Source organism: Pseudomonas mosselii, assembly GCF_005796105.1.
Taxonomy (GTDB): domain Bacteria; phylum Pseudomonadota; class Gammaproteobacteria; order Pseudomonadales; family Pseudomonadaceae; genus Aquipseudomonas; species Aquipseudomonas mosselii_C.
Genome location: NZ_VAUO01000004.1, coordinates 155,673 through 176,639 on the forward strand (window position 1 = coordinate 155,673; position 20,967 = coordinate 176,639).

General features: G+C 63.5%; 18 protein-coding genes. 8 read left to right on the plus strand and 10 right to left on the minus strand.

Features of this window, described 5'->3' with window-relative positions; genetic code table 11:
- Positions 1–26 precede the first annotated feature (26 nt).
- Positions 27–767 carry a YciK family oxidoreductase gene (locus FEM01_RS11390; protein ID WP_138219537.1) on the plus strand — a complete coding sequence of 247 codons (741 nt, stop codon included), beginning with the start codon at positions 27–29 and terminating at the stop codon, positions 765–767.
- Between the two features lie 70 nt (positions 768–837).
- Here FEM01_RS11390 and FEM01_RS11395 read toward each other — a convergent pair whose 3' ends face one another.
- The 7 genes from FEM01_RS11395 to FEM01_RS11425 form a co-directional block, all read right to left on the minus strand.
- Complete coding sequence (locus FEM01_RS11395; RefSeq protein WP_138219538.1) at positions 838–1,623, minus strand: TenA family transcriptional regulator; 786 nt, start codon at positions 1,621–1,623, stop codon at positions 838–840.
- 38 nt (positions 1,624–1,661) lie between these two features.
- Positions 1,662–4,118 (minus strand): EAL domain-containing protein, encoded by a 2,457-nt coding sequence (locus tag FEM01_RS11400; protein ID WP_138219539.1) that lies wholly within the window; start codon positions 4,116–4,118, stop codon positions 1,662–1,664.
- Positions 4,119–4,419: 301 nt separating this feature from the next.
- Positions 4,420–6,252: an ABC transporter ATP-binding protein gene (locus FEM01_RS11405; protein WP_138219540.1), complete on the minus strand. Its 1,833-nt coding sequence runs from the start codon at positions 6,250–6,252 to the stop codon at positions 4,420–4,422.
- Positions 6,245–6,877 (minus strand): DsbA family protein, encoded by a 633-nt coding sequence (locus FEM01_RS11410; protein ID WP_138219541.1) that lies wholly within the window; start codon positions 6,875–6,877, stop codon positions 6,245–6,247. Before FEM01_RS11410 ends, FEM01_RS11405 begins: the two co-directional genes overlap by 8 nt.
- A gap of 3 nt (positions 6,878–6,880) precedes the next feature.
- On the minus strand, positions 6,881–7,813 hold the full coding sequence (locus FEM01_RS11415; protein WP_138219542.1) for a rhodanese-related sulfurtransferase: 933 nt from the start codon (positions 7,811–7,813) through the stop codon (positions 6,881–6,883).
- A gap of 202 nt (positions 7,814–8,015) precedes the next feature.
- Positions 8,016–8,312 carry a BolA family protein gene (locus tag FEM01_RS11420; protein WP_138219543.1) on the minus strand — a complete coding sequence of 99 codons (297 nt, stop codon included), beginning with the start codon at positions 8,310–8,312 and terminating at the stop codon, positions 8,016–8,018.
- A 10-nt stretch (positions 8,313–8,322) separates the two neighbouring features.
- Positions 8,323–8,847 carry a DUF2059 domain-containing protein gene (locus FEM01_RS11425; RefSeq protein ID WP_138219544.1) on the minus strand — a complete coding sequence of 175 codons (525 nt, stop codon included), beginning with the start codon at positions 8,845–8,847 and terminating at the stop codon, positions 8,323–8,325.
- Between the two features lie 156 nt (positions 8,848–9,003).
- Between FEM01_RS11425 and FEM01_RS11430 the strand changes: the two genes are divergently transcribed.
- Positions 9,004–10,398: a class II fumarate hydratase gene (locus FEM01_RS11430; protein ID WP_138219545.1), complete on the plus strand. Its 1,395-nt coding sequence runs from the start codon at positions 9,004–9,006 to the stop codon at positions 10,396–10,398.
- Positions 10,399–10,485: 87 nt separating this feature from the next.
- Here the strand turns inward: FEM01_RS11430 and pap are convergent, their stop codons facing one another.
- Positions 10,486–11,976, minus strand: a complete 1,491-nt coding sequence (pap, locus tag FEM01_RS11435; RefSeq protein ID WP_138219546.1) for a polyphosphate:AMP phosphotransferase — start codon at positions 11,974–11,976, stop codon at positions 10,486–10,488.
- A gap of 132 nt (positions 11,977–12,108) precedes the next feature.
- On the opposite strand from pap, the gene mnmC reads away from it, so the two are divergent.
- The 5 genes from mnmC to FEM01_RS11465 all read left to right on the plus strand — a co-directional run bounded on the left by mnmC (position 12,109) and on the right by FEM01_RS11465 (position 19,345).
- The gene (gene mnmC, locus FEM01_RS11440) at positions 12,109–14,070 is read left to right on the plus strand and encodes a bifunctional tRNA (5-methylaminomethyl-2-thiouridine)(34)-methyltransferase MnmD/FAD-dependent 5-carboxymethylaminomethyl-2-thiouridine(34) oxidoreductase MnmC (protein WP_138219691.1); all 1,962 of its coding nucleotides are present in this window, start codon (positions 12,109–12,111) and stop codon (positions 14,068–14,070) included.
- Between the two features lie 127 nt (positions 14,071–14,197).
- Positions 14,198–15,985: an N-acetylglutaminylglutamine amidotransferase gene (locus FEM01_RS11445; RefSeq protein WP_138219547.1), complete on the plus strand. Its 1,788-nt coding sequence runs from the start codon at positions 14,198–14,200 to the stop codon at positions 15,983–15,985.
- Positions 15,986–15,988: 3 nt separating this feature from the next.
- Positions 15,989–17,734, plus strand: coding sequence for an N-acetylglutaminylglutamine synthetase (ngg, locus tag FEM01_RS11450; RefSeq protein WP_138219548.1), 1,746 nt, complete (start codon positions 15,989–15,991; stop codon positions 17,732–17,734).
- A gap of 127 nt (positions 17,735–17,861) precedes the next feature.
- Entirely contained in the window at positions 17,862–19,046 is a 1,185-nt protein-coding gene (locus tag FEM01_RS11460; RefSeq protein ID WP_138219549.1) for an osmoprotectant NAGGN system M42 family peptidase, read from the plus strand.
- Between the two features lie 71 nt (positions 19,047–19,117).
- Positions 19,118–19,345 (plus strand): YheU family protein, encoded by a 228-nt coding sequence (locus tag FEM01_RS11465; protein WP_138219550.1) that lies wholly within the window; start codon positions 19,118–19,120, stop codon positions 19,343–19,345.
- 51 nt (positions 19,346–19,396) lie between these two features.
- Here the strand turns inward: FEM01_RS11465 and csrA are convergent, their stop codons facing one another.
- Both csrA and FEM01_RS11475 read right to left on the minus strand, forming a co-directional pair.
- The gene (csrA, locus tag FEM01_RS11470) at positions 19,397–19,582 is read right to left on the minus strand and encodes a carbon storage regulator CsrA (protein ID WP_138219551.1); all 186 of its coding nucleotides are present in this window, start codon (positions 19,580–19,582) and stop codon (positions 19,397–19,399) included.
- Between the two features lie 124 nt (positions 19,583–19,706).
- Entirely contained in the window at positions 19,707–20,522 is an 816-nt protein-coding gene (locus tag FEM01_RS11475; protein WP_138219552.1) for an SDR family oxidoreductase, read from the minus strand.
- Between the two features lie 247 nt (positions 20,523–20,769).
- Here FEM01_RS11475 and FEM01_RS11480 point away from each other — a divergent pair, with 247 nt between their 5' ends.
- Positions 20,770–20,922, plus strand: a complete 153-nt coding sequence (locus FEM01_RS11480) for a DUF3309 family protein (RefSeq protein ID WP_023630061.1) — start codon at positions 20,770–20,772, stop codon at positions 20,920–20,922.
- Positions 20,923–20,967 lie beyond the last annotated feature (45 nt).

The following is a 20,967-nucleotide window of genomic DNA, read 5'->3' on the forward strand; positions in this document are numbered from 1 at the left end:
GCAGCTACCACTCTAGGGACTGACTCATGTTCGACTACACCGCCCGCCCCGACCTGCTCAAGGGTCGCATCATCCTGGTCACTGGTGCCGGCCGCGGGATCGGCGCTGCCGCTGCCAAAGCCTATGCAGCCCTGGGCGCCACCGTGCTGCTGCTGGGTAAGACCGAGGCCAACCTCAACGAAGTCTACGACCAGATCGAAGCCGCCGGGCATCCGCAACCGGTAGTGATTCCGTTCAACCTCGAAACCGCCCTACCCCATCAATATGACGAGTTGGCGGTCATGATCGAGGAACAGTTCGGACGCCTTGACGGCCTGCTCAACAACGCCTCGATCATCGGCCCACGCACGCCGACCGAACAGTTGTCCGGCGACAACTTCATGCGCGTGATGCACATCAACGTCAACGCCACGTTCATGCTCACCAGCACCCTGCTACCGCTGCTCAAGCTCTCCGAAGACGCCTCGGTGGTGTTCACCTCCAGCAGCGTCGGGCGCAAGGGCCGGGCCTACTGGGGGGCCTATGGGGTTTCGAAGTTCGCCACCGAGGGCCTGATGCAGACCCTGGCCGACGAGCTGGAAGGCGTTGCGCCGGTGCGCGCCAACAGCATCAACCCAGGTGCCACGCGCACCGCCATGCGCGCCCAGGCGTACCCGAGTGAAAACCCGCAGAACAATCCACTGCCTGAAGACATCATGCCGGTATACCTGTACCTGATGGGGCCCGACAGCAAGGATGTGAACGGGCAAGCACTGAACGCGCAGTAAACCTGTCGCGGGGCCAGTCCGTGCCTACGCGCTGACCGGCGCGCAGGCACGGACTGGCCCCGCGATGTTTTCAGCCTGCCGCCAGCGCCGGACGCAGGCGCCCTTGCTGACGCCCTTCCAGCTGCATGCAGCGCTCCAGGAACAGGAACATGCAGTCGTAGCTCTTGCACACCGCCCGGCGCAGCTCGGTACGCAAACCTAAGGTGGGGTTTTCGCCCGCCAGGGTGCAGATGATCTCAAGGGCCTCCCAGGGGTGCGCATCGTCGTACTGCGCATGCATCTTCAACCACTTCATCGCACGCTTGCGCGTGTCCTCGGGGAAGCCTTGGGCATAGGTGTCGCTGGAACAGACCACCGCCGACCACTCGCCCGTGGCGCCCTCGATGGCGTAGTTGGTGGCGGCCATGGCGATGGCCAAGGACTCGGTGGTACATACCCGCCAACACCAGTCGTTCAAGCCATTGAGTTCCGGCGGCACATCCTGCGCCTGCAACTCGTGCAAGTGGACACCATGGGCCTGACACCAGTGCAGCCAATAGTCGGCATGATTGAGCTCGACGCGAATATTGCGCATCAGCCAACGCCGCGCCATGTCCTCACCAGGATGGCGACCATAGCGGGTCTTTTGCAGGTTATGGGCCATGTACAACGAGAACTGCTCCACCACCGGCCAACCACCGATCAGGTATTGGCGAATGGTCGAGGCGCGTAGCTGTCCATCGCGCAGGCGCTGGTAGAACTCATGCTCGACCACCCTGCGCTTGCTTTCCCGACAATCCTCGATCAGTTGCTGGGCCCAGTCTGGATAACTGGCCGGATCCATCAAGGGTCCGATCCGTACGAACGCATCAATCACTGTCAGCTCCTTGATTCCCTGTGATTTGCGGACATTGCTCAGCGAAAGGTCCCTGGCGCCCTGTGCAACAGGGGCCTCGCCGCAATCCGTTGGCGCTGCAGGCTGTCGCAGGTGAATACTTGCGGGCGTTCGATCAGGTAGCCCTGGGCATAGTCGACGCCGATTTCCTGCAAAGCCTGCTCGATCAACGGGGTCTCGACGAACTCGGCGATGGTCCGTTTGCCCATCACATGGCCGATGTGGTTGATCACTTCGACCATGGCTCGGTTGATCGGATCGTCGAGCATATCTTTGACGAAACTTCCGTCGATCTTCAGGAAGTCTACAGGCAAATGCTTCAAATACGCGAATGACGACATTCCGGCGCAGAAGTCGTCCAGCGAGAACTTGCAGCCCAGGCCTTTCAATTCATTGATGAAACGAATCGCGCTTCCTAAATTGGCGATAGCGCTGGTCTCGGTTATTTCAAAACAGATTAAGCGCGGCGGGATGTCGAACTCGGCAAACAGCCGGTGCAGGTACTCCAGGAAGTTGTCATCACCGATGCTGGTGCCCGACAAGTTGATCGCGCACATCGCCAGAGGCCCTTCGCGGCCTTCGTCCAGGCATTGGCGAATGACCTGGAATACGCTGCGCACCACCCAACGGTCCAGCGCGGTCATCAGCCCATAGCGCTCAGCAGCCGGAATGAAGCTGTCGGGCAGGATGGTACGCCCACTTTCATCGTGTAGGCGCAGCAGGATTTCGATATGCCCGGCGCCTTCATGCGGACGCAACGGAGCAATTTCCTGGGCATACAGGCAAAACCGGTTCTCTTCCAGGGCCACATGCAGGCGCTGAATCCAAGCCATCTCGCCAAAACGCATGGACAGTTCGCTGTCGTCGGCGTGATACAACTGGACCCGGTTGCGGCCTTTCTCCTTGGCCATATAGCAGGCCATGTCGGCCGCCCGCAGCGACGCCTCGAGGGTGTAGGAGGCCTGGGAAATATGCACCAGACCGACGCTGACGGTGGTGACGAATGGCCGGCCTTTCCACACGAAATGCAGGCTCTGCACCGCCTGACGCAGCTGTTCGGCAATCCGCTCGGACTGCTCCGGCGGGCAGTTCTCCAGCAGCACGCCGAACTCATCGCCCCCCAGCCGGGCCAGGGTATCGCACTCGCGCAGCCCCGACTGCAGGACCGCACAGATGTGCCGCAACAGCTCGTCGCCGGCGGCATGCCCACAGGTGTCGTTGACCAGTTTGAACTGGTCCAGGTCGAGGAACATCAGCGAATGCCGGCCGCCCTGGCGCGACAGGATGTTCAGTGCCTGCTCCAGGCGATACTCGAACTCGCGACGATTGGCCAAGCCCGTCAAGGCATCGTGCGTCGCCTGCCAGGACAAGTTGGCGATGTACTGGCGCTCCTGAGTCATGTCATGCAGCACGACGACGATGCCACTGACCTGCCCATCGGTGAGGATCGGCGAGCCCACCAGGTTGACCGACACCGTGCTGCCGTCCAGGCGCTGGATCAAGCGCGAATGGTCGGCGCCGCCCTTGAGGCTGCCACTGAGTACCTGTTCAACCAAGGTGCGGCTGTCCTGCTCGGCGTGCTCGTCAAGCAAGCTGAACAAGGCCGCCAGCGGCAGGCCAGCGGCTTGGTCGGCCTGCCAATGGGTCAACATCTCCGCGGCCGGATTCATGTAGGTGATACAGCCATCGACATCGGTGGTGATCACCGCATCGCCAATCGATGCCAGGGTGATCTGCGCCCGCTCCTTCTCTTCCTGCAAGGCAACGGCAAAAGCCTGGCGCTGGGCCAGCAGCTTGCTCGACCGGCGCCAGGCCATGGCAATGAGAAACAGCGCGGTGACCAGGTTGGTGGCCATCAACACCTTGAGCAGCATCCGCGAACCTTCGCCCAAGGCATCGCTGAAGGCCTTGGCCGCCGGGGTCACGCCATCGTTGATGGCAACGATGCGCGCCTTCCATTCGCCGATTTGCCTTGCATCGACCTCGCCACCGGCAAACCCTGCGCGCATCTGCACGGCCAGTTCGTCGAGCTGGCGCAGGTAGTCGTCACCGATGTTCCAGTAGTCGATAGCGGTCTGCATATAGCTGACCTGGCGAAAATTACGGTAGAACCAGATGATCCGGGCGACATCCTCAGGATGGTTGCCGCCTTGCAAAATGCCCTTTCGCGCGGCCTCGAAGTCAGGCTCGGGACGGTCCAGGGCCAGGCGCAGCTCACGGTCACCCAACGGCACCAGGATCGCCTGGCGATAGCGCTGGTAGATCAGCGGCTGACCACTCTCGGCGTACAAGCTCAGGTAATAGATGGCGTCCTTCTGCGCTTTGGACCATAAGCTCTCGCCTGCCACGTAGGCGCGCATGGCGGAAAGCGCATAGAGACTCAGGCTGCCCAGCAGCACCTGGAACAGCACGACGGCCACGAACGGCCAGATAATGCCTAACAGCCTTGGCACTTCGAGAGTCCGATTTCCCTTCATGTAGTCCCTGTCACTGCGGCCATTGAGGCACGAATCAACCTAGACAACGCTCAGCGTAGGCGATTTGCCATGAAGCAGCGACAAGCTACGAGCGACAAGCTGCAAGAAAAAACAAAGCGGCTCTAACGTGCAGCTTGCAGCTTGAAACTTGCAGTTGGCTTTGAGGCACGAATCAACCTAGACAACGTTCAGCGTAGGCGATTTGCCAGGAAGCAGCGACAAGCCACGAGCGACAAGCTGCAAGAAAAAGCAAAGCCGCTCTAACTCGCAGCTTGTAGCTTGAAACTTGCCGCTGGCTTTATCAGATCTGCTGCAGGTGGCCGTACAGCTTGGCGTACAAGCCGCCTTCGGCGATCAGTTGCTGATGATCGCCATCCTCGGCCACATGCCCGCCGTCGAACACCAGCACCCGGTCGGCCTGCTTCACCGCCGACAGGCGGTGGGCAATGATCAACGTGGTGCGGCCACTGAGGAAACGCGCCAGGGCCTGGTGCAAGTTGTACTCGGTGGCAGCGTCTAGCGCCGAAGTGGCCTCATCGAGGATCACCACCTTGGGCTCAGCCAAGACCATGCGGGCGATGGCCAGGCGCTGGCGCTGGCCGCCCGACAGGCGCACCCCTGAACGCCCCACCACGCTGTCAAGCCCCTGCGCCAGCGCGGCGATGGTGGTGTCCAGTTGGGCGATGCGCAGCGCCTGCCAGCAAGCCTCATCGCTGCATTCGCGACCCAGTGTGAGGTTGGCACGCACGCTATCGTTGAACAACGACGGGTGCTGCAACACCACCGCCACGTTCTCGCGCAGGGTCTCCAGACCAATTTCCTGCAGGCTGGCGCCGCCGAAGCGAATGGTCCCGGACTGGGCGCTGTACAGCCCCAACAACAATTGCACCAAGGTACTCTTGCCGCCGCCGCTCGCCCCCACGATAGCCACCTTCTCTCCGGGAGCGATGGCTAGGTTGAGTTGGTCCAGGACCGGCTCGTCGGCGTAGGCGAAGCGCAGGTCGCGCACCTCGATACCCACCGTCGGGCGTCCGGAGAAAGGGTCGCAGGCCGACGGGTACTGCGGCTCGTCGGCGCGCGCCAGCAGTTCGTTGAGTCGGCTCAGGGCGCCGCCAGCGGCGTAGTAGGCGTATTGCAGGTTCAACAGCTGTTCGACGGGACCGATCATGAACCACAGATAGCTGAACACGGCCAGCATCTGGCCGATGGAAAGGTCGGAAAACAGCACCGTGAGCATCGCGGCGGCGCGAAAGATGTCGATACCGAACTGGAACAGCAGCCCGCTGGCCCGACCGCTGGCGTCGCTTTTCCACTGCGAAGCCACCGCGTAGTCGCGTACCTCGCGGGCGCGCAGGCCGAGGCGGCCGAGAAAATACCCCTGACGATTGCCGGCACGAATCTCCTGGATTGCGTCCAGGGTCTCGCTCAACGCCTGGGTGAAGCGCGCGGTGCTATCGTTTTCGAGCTTCTTCAGGTGCTTGACCCGCTTGCCCAACTGCACGGTGAAGTAGATCACCAGCGGGTTGAACAGCAGGATCAGTAGCGCCAGCTGCCAGTGCATCCAGATCAGGATCGCGGCGGTGCCGGTAAGCGTCAGCATGGCCACCAGGAAGCGGCTAAGGGTCTCGCCGACGAATTTGTCGAGGGTGTCCAGGTCCGTAACCAGGTGCGTAGTCACCGTGCCGCTACCCAGGCTTTCGTATTCTTTCAGCGAAATCCGCTTGAGCCGTTCGATCAGGCGGATACGCAGGCGATAGACGATGTCCTTGGCAAGCCCGGCGAACAGCTTGGCCTGCACCACGTTGAAGGCCAGCGCCGCCAAACGTAGGCCTAACGTGAAGCAGAGCATCAAGCCGATATAGCCGGCAGCCACCTGCCAGTTACTGGGCAGCAACTGGTTCATCCACTTGAGCGCGGCATCCCCGTGACCGAGTAGCACTTCATCCACCAACAGCGGCAGCAGCAAGGGAATCGGCACACTGCATAGCGCTGCGAGCACCGCGACCAGGTTGGCACTCCACAGGGCTTTCTTGTGGTGCAAGGCCAGACGACGGATTTCCGCCCAGCTCAGCCGATCGACCACAGCGGCGGGCTTCCCTGGCACAGGGTCTGGCGACCCAGGCACATCAAGCACAGGCGGCCTGCTGCAGCCAGCGGCCAAGCAACGGTTGCAGGCTCTCGAACGACTGGTAGCCGTTGGTCAGCAAGGCCAACTGGCCGTTACGCTCGGCCAACAACGTTGGAAAACCGGCAATGCCAAGGTCCTGCGCCCAGGTAAAATCCGCTGCGGTAGCACTACGGGTATCGTGGCTGGCGAAACGCTGGGCGAACACATCGCGCTTGAAGCCGGCCTGCACAGCCAGCTCCACCAGTTGCGGGGCGCGGGTGACATCCACGCCCTGCTCGTAGAACGACGCCTGGATCAGCGTGAGCAAGCCCCACATGCGCGCCTCATCCAACTCGCGCGCCGTCACCAGGGCCCGGCACGCAGGCTCGGTGTCGTAGACGAAACCGTCAGGCATGGCGCCTTCGAAGCGAAACGCCTGGCCGGTGGCATCCTGTACCGCCTGCCAATGCTCCAGGATGTACTTGCGGGTCGAGACATCCAATGCGCTGCCACCGCTGCGCAGACCACCGACCACCAGCCGCGTGGCGATACCCGCGGCGCTGGCCTGGGCGATCAGCGCCTCGGCCACGGGCGCGAACCCCCAGCACCAGGAGCACATCGGGTCCATCACATACAGCAAGCGGGCAGACATGGATCAAGCCTCGGCTTTGTAGTTGAAACCGATCGGATGCGGCTGGTTGCGCGCCTTGGCCAGCTCGATCTGCTTCTGGCGGTCGATAGCGCTGCGCCGGGTCTTCTCGCTCAGGCTGTCCCAGCAGTGCGGGCAGCTCACGCCGGGCGAGTAGTGCTCGGACTCGCGGTCCTGCGCATCGATCGGATGGCGACAGGCGTGGCACTGGTCGTACTCACCCTCGCTCAGGTCGTGGCGCACCGTGACCCGGTTGTCGAAGACGAAGCAGTCGCCGTCCCAGAGGCTTTCTTCCTGAGCGACTTCCTCGAAGTATTTCAGAATGCCACCCTTGAGATGATAGACGGCTTCGAAGCCCTCACCGAGCATATAGCTGGAGGCTTTTTCGCAGCGGATGCCGCCGGTGCAGAACATCGCCACTTTCTTGTGCTTGCTGGGATCGAAGTTGGCCTTGATGTAGTCGGGAAACTCGCGGAAGGTCTCGGTCTTAGGGTCGATGGCACCCTTGAATGTACCGATGGCCACCTCATAGTCGTTGCGGGTGTCGATCAGCAGCACTTCAGGGTCGCTGATAAGGGCATTCCAGTCCTTGGGTTCGACGTAGGTGCCGACCGCCTTGTTCGGGTCCACACCCGGCACGCCGAGAGTGACGATCTCTTTCTTGAGCTTGACCTTGGTGCGGTAGAACGGCTGCTCGTCGCAGTACGACTCTTTATGGTCGACATCCACCAGGCGCGGATCGCTGCGCAGCCAGGCCAGCAGCGCGTCAATGCCCTCGCGGGTGGACGACACGGTACCGTTGATGCCTTCGTTGGCCAGCAGCAGGGTCCCTTTGACGCCATTGTCGAGCATGGCCTTGAGCAGTGGCTCGCGCAGTTCGACGTAGTCTTGCAGGGTGACGAACTTGTACAGCGCCGCCACGACGATCGGTTGGGTCATTGCGTTGGATCTCCAGGTGGTTGCCCTCGTAAGGGGCGGACCAGGTTTTTACACAAATGGGCAGGGGTGCTTTGCACCCCTTTCGCGGCACAAGGCCGCTCCTACAGGGACCATGTAGTCTCTGTAGGAGCGGCCTTGTGCCGCGATGGGCCGCATGGCGGCCCCGAGGGATAGCGCAGTCTAGCAGAATCCCTTAAAGGATTCAGTGCCCACCGCCAGCGCACACCGGCGAAGCCGGTGCCACGCCCACCGCCGCCCATTCGTCAGGCGTGTAGGTGTGGATAGCCAAGGCGTGGATCTCGCCCATCAGGTCACCCATGGTGGCGTAGACCTTCTGGTGGCGCTTGACGCTGTTCAGCCCGGCGAACTGCTCGCTGACCAGCACGGCCTTGTAGTGAGTTTCCTGACCACGGCTGTGCATGTGGCTTTCGTTGCGCACCTCAAGGTGCAGGTCACCCAACGCTGCCAGCTGCTGCTCGATACGTTGCTGCATGCTCATCGCGACAGGCTCACTTCTTCGCCGGCGCTGCGGCTTTGCCGGCGTTCGGGTCAAGTTCCTTGGTCATGTCGTCAAGCAGCTTGTTGACCACAGGTACGGCCGGCTCCAGGCTCTGTTGAGTCAGCTGGGCCGATTGCTGGGTAACCTTGGGCATTTCGCGCAGGACTTTCTTGCCCAGCGGCGACTCGTAGAACTTCACCAGGTCGTTCAGCTCGGCCTCAGTGAAGGTCGCGGTATACAGGTCGACCATCTTTGGCTTGAGCTTCTTCCAGCCGATGGCGTTGTCCAGGGCAGCGTTGGCCTTGGCCTGGTAGCTGTCGAGCACGGACTTCTTCGAGGCCGGCGCCTGAGTCTGTTCGAAACGCTGAGCGAACATCTGCTGGACCTGCATGTACACCGGAGTGCCCAGCTTGTCGGCATTGGCCAGGGTCAGGAATTTCTCGGCGGCAGCGTTGTGGCTGGCGGTGGCAGCGAGCACCTGGCCGCTGGCACAGACCAGGGCGACGGCAGCAAAGAGGACACGGAGACGGGTCATTGCATTTCCTTCGTGAAAGGGAGGCGATACCTCAGGGTAGAGCATTCTGCGCCGTGGTGGCAAAGTGCTCAAGTAGCACGACGAGCGATGGAACCGCCCGGTCGATTCAGGGCCTAAACTGCGGTTTCGGACTAGATATCAAGGAGAGCGCGCAGCATGAGCCGTATCGAAACAGACAGCCTAGGTCCCATTGAAGTTCCAGAGCACGCCTACTGGGGCGCCCAGACCCAGCGCTCGCTGATCAACTTCGCCATCGGCAAGGAACGCATGCCGCTGGCGGTGCTGCACGCCCTGGCGCTGATCAAGAAAGCGGCGGCGCGCGTCAACGACCGCAACGGCGACCTGCCCGCCGATATCGCCCGGCTGGTCGAGCAAGCCGCCGATGAAGTGCTGGCCGGCGAGCACGACGATCAATTCCCGCTGGTAGTCTGGCAGACCGGCAGCGGCACCCAGAGCAACATGAATGTCAACGAGGTGATCGCCGGGCGCGCCAACGAACTGGCTGGCCAGGGCCGTGGCGGCAAGGTCCCAGTCCACCCCAACGACCACGTCAACCGCTCGCAAAGCTCCAACGATTGCTTCCCGACCGCGATGCACATCGCCGCGGCCCAGGCGGTGCATGACAAGCTGCTGCCGGCCATCGCCGAGCTGTCGGACGGGCTGGCGGAGCTGTCGGCGCGCCACACGCACCTAGTCAAGACCGGGCGTACCCACATGATGGACGCCACCCCCATCACCTTCGGCCAGGAAGTGTCGGCCTTCGTCGCCCAACTCGACTACGCCCAGCGCGCCATCCGCGCTAGCTTGCCAGCAGTGTGCGAACTGGCCCAGGGCGGCACCGCCGTGGGCACCGGGCTCAACGCCCCGCACGGCTTCGCCGAGGCAGTGGCCGCCGAACTTGCCGCATTGTCGGGATTGCCGTTCGTCACGGCGCCGAACAAGTTCGCCGCACTGGCCGGTCACGAGCCGCTGACCAGCCTGGCCGGCGCCCTCAAGACCCTCGCCGTGGCGCTGATGAAAATCGCCAACGACCTGCGTCTACTCGGTTCCGGCCCGCGTGCAGGCCTTGCCGAAGTGCGCCTGCCGGCCAACGAGCCGGGCAGTTCGATCATGCCGGGTAAAGTCAACCCGACCCAGTGCGAAGCCCTGTCGATGCTGGCCTGTCAGGTACTGGGCAACGATGCGGCAATCGGCTTTGCGGCAAGCCAGGGCCACCTGCAATTAAACGTGTTCAAGCCGGTGATCATCCACAACGTATTGCAGTCCATCGAGTTGTTGGCCGATGGTTGCCGCAACTTCCAGCAGCATTGCGTGGCCGGCATCGAGCCGGACGCCGAGCAGATGGCCGCTCACCTTGAACGCGGGCTGATGCTGGTGACAGCTCTGAATCCGCACATCGGCTACGACAAGGCGGCAGAAATCGCCAAGAAGGCCTACAGCGAAGGCAAGACCCTGCGTGAAGCGGCGCTGGCGCTCAATTATCTGACCAATGAGCAGTTCGACCAGTGGGTAAAACCGGAAAACATGCTGGCGCCTGGCGGCAAGGGCTGACCTGAGGCCGCGCCCGCGCTTGCACAGGCCCTGCACGCCACCTGTGCAAGCGTCCGGGCACTGCGCCCGAGCGTGGCGCACAGGCCATCAATGCTTGTGCTTGGCGAACGCCGCCTCCAGCGCCTGATTGATCGTGCGCAGCACTTTTACCCGCGCCCAGCGCTTGTCGTTAGCCTCCACCAGCGTCCACGGCGCAATTTCGGTGCTGGTGCGATCGACCATGTCACCCACGGCCTCGCTGTACACATCCCACTTGTCCCGGTTACGCCAGTCTTCCTCAGTGATCTTGTAGCGCTTGAACGGGATCTGCTCCCGCTCCTGGAAGCGTTCCAGCTGGGTTTGCGGGTCAATTGCCAACCAGAACTTGACCACCACCACCCCGGCGTTGCGCAACTGTTCTTCGAAGTCATTGATCTCGCCATAGGCGCGCATCCAGTCAGCCGGGCTGCAAAAACCTTCGACCCGCTCCACCAACACACGGCCATACCAGGAACGGTCGAAGATGGTGAACTTGCCGCGTGCCGGAATGTGCCGCCAGAAGCGCCACAGGTAGGGCTGGGCGCGCGCCTCCTCGGTCGGCGCCGCAATCGGGACGATGCTGTACTGACGCGGATCCAGCGCTGCGGCCACACGGCGAATCGCACCGCCCTTTCCGGCAGCATCGTTGCCCTCGAACACCGCCACCAGCGCGTGATGGCGCATGCGTTTGTTGCGCAGCAAGCCTGCCAGGCGGGCCTGCTCGGTGACCAATTGCTCCTCATAGTCGCGCTTGTCCAGGCGCAGCGTCATGTCCAGCGCACCCAGCAAGCTCTTCTGGTCGATGCTGCGTCCCAGTGGCGGGACATTGCCCTGATGCTTGCGTGGGCTGTTGCCTAGCGCTGCCTGCATGCTCTCCAGCAGGATGCGCCCGACCGCCAGGCTGCGGTAGTGCGGATCGACGCCTTCGATCACATGCCAGGGCGCGTAGTCACGGCCCGTGCGGCGCAGCACCCGCTCACCGAAACGCACGAAGCGATCGTAGGTTTGCGACTGTTGCCAGTCCAGCGGGCTGATACGCCAGTTGTGCAGCGGATCGCTCTTGAGCGCCTTGAGCCGCGCCTTCATCTGTTTCTTGGACAGGTGGAACCAGAACTTGATGATCACCGCGCCTTCGTCGCAAAGCATCTGTTCCAGACGCTCGGCACCGGCGATGGCTTGGTCGAGCACGGCGTTCTTGAACTGGCCATGCACCCGCCCTTCGAGCATCTGGCTGTACCAGTTGCCGAAGAACACCCCCATGCGCCCTTTGGGCGGCAAGGCCCGCCAATAGCGCCAGGCAGGAGGACGGGCGAGCTCTTCGTCGGTCTGCTGATCGAAGGTACGGACCTCGATCAGACGCGGGTCCATCCATTCGTTGAGCAACTTCACCGTCTCGCCCTTGCCGGCGCCTTCGATGCCATTGATCAGCACGATCACCGGGAAGCGCGCCTGCTGCTTGAGGTCATACTGAGCGTCGAGCAGCGCTTCACGCAGCGCCGGGACTTCGGCCTCGAAGGTTTCCTTGTCGATGCTATGACCGATTTCGGCGGATTCGAACATGCTGGGCTCCTTCACTGGATCAGCTACAAGCTACAAGCTACAAGCTTCAAGCTGCAAGAAAAAGCAGGCCGTGACACTATCTGTGTTTTTCTTGCAGCTTGAAGCTGGTAGCTAGCGACTGATTTGATGACTATGCCACGCCACGAACACGCCCAGATCGACTGGGACGAACAGGGTCGCCCGCACTCGCGCCAATACGATGATGTCTACTTCGCCAGGGACGAAGGCCTCGAAGAAACCTTGCACGTGTTCATCGAGCAGAACCAACTGCGCCAGCGCTTCGCGGCCCTGCAGCCTGCCGATTGCCTGGTGATCGGCGAAACCGGCTTTGGCACCGGCATGAACTTTTTCTGCGCCTGGCAACTGTTCAACGAGCTGGCCCACGCCGAGGCGCGCCTGCATTTCGTCAGCGTCGAGAAGTACCCGCTGACCCGTGACGACCTCGCGCGCGCCACGCAGCTATGGCCAGAGCTGGCCGCCTTCACCCAGCCCCTGCTGGCGCAGTACGTGGCGATTCACCCGGGCTTCCAGCAATTTAGCCTGGACGCTGGGCGCGTCACCCTGACCCTGATGGTCGGCGACGCACTGGAGCAGTTGCCGCAGCTCGACGCGCGCATCGACGCCTGGTTCCTCGACGGCTTCGCCCCGGCCAAGAATCCCGACATGTGGACCCCGGCGCTGTTCGCGCAACTGGCGCGCCTGTCGCATCCCGGCACGACTTTAGGCACCTTCACCACCACCGGTTGGGTACGCCGGTCCTTGATCGAGGCCGGGTTCAGCATGAAAAAGGTGCCGGGCCTGGGCAAGAAGTGGGAGGTGATGCATGGCGTGTTCACCGGTGAATCCAGCTCCGCTGCCGCACCTTGGTACGCCCGCCCAGCCACTGCGCCAAGCGCCCGCGAGGCACTGGTAGTCGGCGCGGGGTTGGCCGGTAGTGCCACCGCTGCCAGCCTGGCCGCGCGTGGCTGGCAGGTCAGTGTGCTGGAGCGCCACGCAGGCCCGGCGCAAGAAGCCTCGGGCAATCCACAGGGGGTGCTTTATCTGAAGCTGTCGGCGCATGGCACTGCGCTGTCGCAGATGATCCTCGCCGGTTTCGGCTATACCCGGCGCTGGCTCGAACGCCTGCAACGCGGCCAGGACTGGGATGGCTGCGGCGTGCTACAACTGGCTTTCGACGAGCAGGAAAACCAGCGCCAGGCCAAATTGGCCGAGGCCTTCGACGCCAGCCTGCTGCAACGGCTCGACCGCGAGCAGGCCCAGGCCCAGGCCGGCATCACCTTGCCCGCTGGCGGGCTGTTCTACCCCGAAGGCGGCTGGGTGCACCCGCCGGCGCTGTGCCAGGCACAACTGAACCACCCGCGCATACGCCTGCTCAGCCATGCCAATGTGCTTGAACTGCGCAAGGTCGATGGCCAGTGGCAGGCCTGGGAGGGTCAGCGCCTGCTGGCCAGCGCGGCGCAGGTGGTACTGTGCGCGGCCGCCGAGGTCCAAGCCTTCCCGGCCTGTAGCACACTTGCACTCAAGCGCATACGCGGTCAGATCACCCGCCTGCCGGCAACCGCAGCCAGCCGAGCGTTGCGCACCGTGGTGTGTGCCGAAGGCTATGTCGCGCCGCCGCGTGACGATGAGCACACCCTGGGCGCCAGCTTCGACTTCCACAGCCAGGACACCACACCTACCGTTGCCGAACACCGGGGCAACCTCGCATTGCTCGAGCAGATCTCTGCCGACCTCGCCGAACGGCTGGCCGCGCGGGCGTGCGATCCGCAGCAGCTCGAAGGTCGCGCAGCGTTTCGCTGCACCAGCCCCGACTACCTGCCGATCGTCGGGCCGCTGGCAGACAGCGCTGCGTTCAATGCGGCCTATGCCGTGCTGGGCAAAGATGCGCGCCAGGTGCCAGCAGTCGCTTGCCCGTGGCTGGAAGGACTGTATGTGAACAGCGGGCATGGCTCGCGCGGGCTGATCACTGCGCCGCTGTCAGGGGAACTGGTCGCGGCGTGGATGACTGGCGAGCCGTTGCCGGTGCCCCGGCCGGTGGCTGAAGCGTGTCACCCGAACCGCTTTGCGTTGCGTCGGTTGATTCGCGGTCAATAGCGCCCCTGAGCCGCGCGCTGCATATAACGGATTGATCTAAAACTCTCACAACCCACGCGGGTCCTTTACTAAGTGCCCGCCCTTGTGCAGGGCACGTTTTCCCCAACGGCAAACCCGGTAAGGACTTATGTGCGGATTAGCAGGAGAGTTACGTTTCACACCCATCGACCAAGCCCCTCGTCCGGCCGACCTGGCCGCGGTGGAGCGCATCACCCACCACCTGGCGCCTCGAGGCCCGGACGCGTGGGGTTTCCACAGCCAGGGCCCGATTGCGCTGGGTCACCGTCGCCTGAAGATCATGGACTTGTCCGATGGCTCGGCGCAGCCAATGGTCGACAATACCCTGGGCCTGGCGCTGGCCTTCAATGGCGCGATCTACAACTTCCCCGAACTGCGTGAAGAGCTGCAAGCGCTGGGCTACAGCTTCTGGTCCGACGGCGACACCGAAGTGCTGCTCAAAGGCTACCACGCCTGGGGGGCGGCACTGCTGCCCAAGCTTAACGGCATGTTCGCCCTGGCCATCTGGGAACGCGACAATCAGCGCCTGTTCCTGGCCCGCGACCGTCTGGGTGTGAAGCCGTTGTACCTGTCACGCAACGGCGAACGCTTGCGTTTTGCCTCTACGCTACCGGCGCTGCTCAAAGGCGGCGACATCGATCCGATGATCGACCCGGTGGCACTTAACCACTACCTCAACTTTCACGCCGTGGTGCCCGCCCCACGCACCTTATTGGCCAACGTGCAAAAGCTCGAACCAGGCACCTGGATGCGCATCGACCGGCACGGCGAAGTCGAGCGCCAGACCTGGTGGCAACTGCACTACGGCCCACACGCCGATGAGCACGGGCTGGACCTCGAAGGCTGGACCACGCGTGTGCTTGACGCAACCCGCGACGCGGTGGCAATCCGTCAGCGCGCGGCAGTGGACGTTGGCGTGCTGCTCTCCGGCGGCGTCGACTCGAGTCTGCTGGTGGGGCTGCTACGCGAAGTCGGCGTGGATGATCTGTCGACCTTCTCCATTGGCTTCGAAGATGCCGGCGGCGAGCGCGGCGACGAGTTCCAGTATTCGGATCTGATTGCCCGCCACTACGGCACCCGCCACCACCAGTTGCGTATCGCTGAACACGAGATCATCGAACAGTTGCCCGCAGCGTTCCGCGCCATGAGCGAGCCGATGGTCAGCCACGACTGCATCGCCTTCTACCTGCTTTCGCGGGAGGTCGCCAAGCACTGCAAGGGCGTGCAAAGCGGCCAGGGCGCCGACGAGCTGTTCGCCGGCTACCACTGGTACCCGAAGGTGGACGGCGCCGAGGATGCTTTCAGCGCCTACCGCGACGCGTTCTTCGATCGCAGCCACGCCGAGTACCGTGACACCGTGCAGGCACCCTGGCTGCTGGAGAACGATGTGGCCGGCGACTTCGTGCGCGAGCACTTCGCCCGCCCCGGCGCGCGCGATGCAGTAGACAAGGCCCTGCGCCTGGACAGCACGGTGATGCTGGTGGACGACCCGGTCAAGCGCGTCGATAACATGACCATGGCTTGGGGCCTGGAGGCGCGTACCCCGTTTCTGGACTACCGCCTGGTCGAGTTGTCGGCGCGCATCCCGGCACGCTTCAAGCTGCCCGACGGTGGCAAACAGGTACTCAAGCAAGCCGCCCGCCGCGTCATCCCGCATGAGGTGATCGACCGCAAGAAGGGCTACTTCCCGGTCCCTGGTCTCAAGCACCTGGAAGGCGCGACCTTGGGTTGGGTGCGCGAACTGCTCACCGACCCCAGCCAGGACCGCGGCCTGTTCAACCCAGCGATGGTCGACCGCCTGCTGAGTAACCCCCACGGCCAGCTCACGCCGCTGCGCGGCTCCAAACTGTGGCAGTTGGCGGCGTTGAACTTGTGGCTCAGCGAACAAGGAATCTGATCGATGAAAGCCCATGAAATCGCCTATGGCCAGCGCCTGCTGCGCGGCCAGGCGCCCTCCTACGAGCGCTTGCAGGCACGCCTGGCTGGGGACGGCAGCGAGCCCCACGACCAGCCGCATGCCGTGCACTGTGGCTGGGGTCGGGTACTGATCGGGCATACCTACCCGGACCCTGTGAGCCTGGCCGACGCACTGCTCGAAGAGCGCGCCGGCGAGCGCGACATTGCCGTGTACGTGGCGGCGCCACAGCAGGTGCTGGCCCAGGCGCCGCAGCAGTTGTTCCTCGATCCGTCGGATACGCTGCGCCTGTGGTTCACCGACTACCGACCCGCACAGCGAGTATTTCGCGGCTTCCGTATCCGCCGGGCGCAGAGCCCGGCAGACTGGCAAGCGATCAACACCCTGTATCAGGCACGCGGCATGCTACCGGTCGACCCCGAGCGCCTGACTGCGCACCACTTGGGCGGGCCGGTGTACTGGCTGGCCGAGGACGAGGATACCCATGCCGTGATCGGCAGCGTCATGGGCCTGAACCACGCCAAGGCGTTCGACGATCCCGAACACGGCAGCAGCCTGTGGTGCCTGGCGGTCGATCCACACTGCACCCGTCCGGGCGTAGGTGAAGTGCTGGTGCGCCACCTGATTGAGCACTTCATGAGCCGGGGCCTGGCGTGCCTGGACCTATCGGTGCTGCACGACAATCGTCAAGCCAAGCGCCTGTATCAGAAACTCGGCTTTCGCAACCTCACGACCTTTGCGGTCAAGCGCAAGAATGGCATCAACCAGCCGCTGTTCCTCGGCCCTGGCCCGGAGGCAGGGCTCAACCCCTATGCGCGCATCATCGTCGACGAGGCCTTGCGCCGCGGTATCGAAGTGCAGGTGGACGACGCCGCCAGCGGCCTGTTCACCCTGAGCCTGGGTGGGCGGCGTATCCGCTGCCGCGAATCGCTTAGCGACCTGACCAGCGCACTCACCATGACCTTGTGCCAGGACAAACGCCTGACCCGCCAGGTGCTGCACCAGGCAGGTCTACAGGTGCCGGCCCAGCAACTGGCAGGCAATGCCGACGACAACCTGGCGTTTCTCGAGGAGCATGGCGCGGTGGTGGTCAAACCGGTGGACGGCGAACAAGGCCAGGGCGTGGCGGTGAACCTCACCAGCATCGAGGAGCTTAGCCATGCCGTGGAGCAGGCACGGCGTTTCGACAGCCGCGTACTGCTAGAAAGCTTCCACCCAGGCTTCGACCTGCGCATCGTAGTGATCGGCTACGAGGTGGTAGCCGCCGCCGTGCGCCATCCGGCGCAGGTGCTCGGCGATGGCCGGCACAGCATCCGTGCGCTGATCGAGGCGCAAAGCCGTCGGCGCATGGCTGCCACGGGCGGCGAGAGCCGCATCCCACTGGACGACGAGACTGAGCGCACCTTACGCAGCGCAGGCCTGGACTACGACCACGTGCTGCCCGCCGGCCAGCGCCTGGCGGTGCGCCGTACCGCCAACCTGCACACCGGCGGCACCCTGGAGGACGTTACCGAGCGCCTGCATCCGGTGCTGGCCGATGCCGCCGTGCGCGCCGCACGGGCGCTGGAGATCCCCGTGGTGGGGCTGGACTTCATGGTCCGCGATGCCCAACACCCGGACTACGTGATCATCGAAGCCAATGAGCGTGCGGGCCTGGCCAACCATGAGCCGCAGCCGACCGCAGAGCGCTTTGTCGACCTGCTGTTCCCGCACAGCCACGCTTTGGCATGAATCAGTGCCGGCCTCTTCGCGGGTAAACCCGCTCCCACAGGGACTGCGCAGATCTCAAGTACAGCGCTGTACCTGTGGGAGCGGGTTTACCCGCGAAGAGGCCGGCTCAGGAACCTAGGAGTACCCCATGTCCGAACGGCACCTGGAACCCGACCTCGACTACCTGAAGAAAACCCTGCTGGAAATGCTCGCCATCCCCAGCCCGACCGGCTTTACCGACACCATCGTGCGGTACGTAGCCGAACGCCTGGACGAACTGGGCATCCCCTACGAAATGACCCGGCGCGGCACCATCCGCGCGACGCTCAAGGGCCGTCAGAACTCGCCCGACCGCGCCGTCTCGGCGCACCTTGACACCATCGGCGCCAGCGTACGCCAGTTGCAGGACAACGGCCGCCTGGCCCTGGCACCGGTAGGCTGCTGGTCGAGCCGCTTCGCCGAAGGCAGCCGAGTCAGCGTGTTCACCGACACCGGTGTTTATCGCGGCAGCGTGCTGCCGCTGATGGCCAGCGGACATGCCTTCAACACCGCCATCGACCAGATGCCGGTGAGCTGGGAGCATATCGAGGTGCGCCTCGACGCCTACTGCACCACACGCGCCGACTGCGAGGCGCTGGGGGTTGCTATCGGCGACTTCGTCGCCTTCGATCCCCTGCCGGAGTTCACCGAGAGCGGCCACATCAGCGCCCGCCACCTGGACGACAAAGCCGGCGTGGCAGCCTTGCTGGCAGCACTCAAGGCCGTGGTGCAAAGCGGCCAGCAGCCGCTGATCGATTGCCACCCGCTGTTCACCATCACCGAGGAAACCGGCTCCGGCGCAGCCGGCGCACTGCCTTGGGATGTCAGCGAATTCGTCGGGATCGACATCGCTCCGGTGGCCCCTGGTCAGGCATCCAGCGAGCACACGGTCAGCGTGGCCATGCAGGACTCCTCCGGGCCCTACGACTACCACTTGTCGCGCCATCTGCTCAAATTGGCCAGTGATCACGACATTGCCGTGCGCCGCGACCTGTTTCGCTACTACTTCAGCGACGCGCACTCTGCGGTGACCGCCGGCCATGATATTCGAACAGCTTTGGTGGCCTTCGGCTGCGATGCCACCCATGGTTACGAGCGTACGCACATTGACAGCCTCGCAGCCTTGAGCCGCCTGCTGGGCGCCTACCTGCTGAGCCCGCCGGTCTTTGCCAGCGACTCGCACCCGGCAACCGCGTCGTTGGAGCGCTTTAGCCACCAGCTGGAGCACGAGACGCAAATGGAGAGCGACACCCGGGTGCCAACGGTGGACAGCGTGGTGGGTAACAAAGGTTGAAGGGTTGCCGGCGCGCCCACGCGGTTGCAAATCGCGTAGCATGCCGGCTTCCGTATCAAGGCCTTGCAACCATGCTGATCCCCTACGACCAACTTGAAGCCCAAACCCTGACCCGCCTGATCGAGGACTTCGTCACCCGCGACGGCACCGACAATGGCGACGACACACCGCTGGAGACCCGCGTGCTGCGGGTGCGTCAGGCGCTGGCCAAGGGACAGGCGTTCATCTTGTTCGATGTGCAGAGCCAGCAGTGCCAGTTGCTGGCCCGGCATGACGTGCCGCGCGAGCTGCTGGAGTAGCACCAGCGCGCGAACGCCGATAGACAGCCGCCCCACCTAGCAAGGCCCCGCTCACCCCTGGGCCTCGGGCTTTTCCTGCTGCTGAATACGTTTGTACACCTCCACACGGTGCACCTGGACCTCACGCGGCGCGCTGATCCCCAGCTTCACCTGGCGGCCGTCCACCGATACCACCTCTATACGGATATGCTCGGAGATGAGGATCACCTCCCCCACTTCGCGTCCGATCACCAGCATGCTCCGACCCTCCAAACACAGGAAAAGCCGGAGCCTGCCCCCTCGCCGTTTGCCAGCACAATGCCTCAGCGCGGAAATAGACCTATCCCACACGATAGGGTAAAAAATCCTACAGCCAAACCCGTTAACCAGTGGACTTACGCGCCTTGGCGCGCATTTTTGCCGCCATGTCAGCCATCTCGTCATACAGCCGTTGCGGCGCCTGGCACTTGAGCTGCCAGGCCTGGCGCCCAGCCTCATGCGGCAGGATCAGGAACTCACCTGCCGCGACCTGGGCATGAATGTAGTCGGCGATGTCGGCGGCGCTGATCGGCGAGCCTTCCAACAACTTGCCGACCTGGGCCTTCATGGCAGGGTTCGGCCCGCGGAACGAATCCAGCAGGTTAGTCTGGAAGAACGACGGGCATACCACGTGCACCGCCACCTCGACCTGGCGCAGTTCCACCAGAAGGCTTTCGGAGAGTGCCAGCACGCCGGCCTTGGCCACGTTGTAGTTGCTCATCCCCGGGCCCTGCATCAAGGCCGCCATCGAGGCAATGTTGATGATCCGCCCGTGACTGCGTTCGAGTAACGGCAGGAACGCCTTGCAACCCTTGACCACGCCCATCAGGTTAACAGCGATCTGCCAGTCCCAGTCCTCCAGCGACAGCTCGGCGAAGAATCCACCGGAGGCGACACCGGCGTTGTTGACGATCACATCGCAGCCGCCGAATTTCTCTTCACAGGCCTGAGCCAGGGCCGTCAGTTGGCTGTAGTCGCGCACATCGCAGCGCTGGATGAAGCCGTCGCCACCCGCCACGCGCACCAGCTCCAGGGTTTCACGCAGCCCCGCTTCGTTGACATCGGCCAGGGCCAGCCGCCAACCATCACGAGCCCAACGCAGGGCGATCTCACGGCCAAGGCCGGAACCGGCCCCAGTGATCATCATTCGATTGTGCATGGTGCAGAGCCCGACTCAGTGAAAGTGAGCTGGAGTCTAGCCAGATCCGGGCGCCGTCAGGGGCGGCATCAGGGTGCTGAATATGCGGGTAATCGCCGCGAGGTTTGCCCCAAGGCGCGGGGTGAGGCTGGGTCATGTGCCATGCCTGCGCAAGCGTGATGGAATCTTTGCCATCGCCCACCGGTCCGAACTTGTAGGCGGCCCACAGTACCGGCCCCTCTACCCTCCACCACGCAAGGACTCCGCCATGACCACGATCCTCATCATCATCCTGATCCTGCTGCTGATCGGTGGCTTACCGGTCTTCCCTCATTCCCGCGCCTGGGGCTATGGCCCGTCCGGTATCATCGGCGTGGTTCTGGTGGTGCTGCTGATCCTGTTGTTGCTCGGACGCATATGACCTGCGCCCGGACGCGTCCGGGCACCTGAACGACGACGCCCCGCA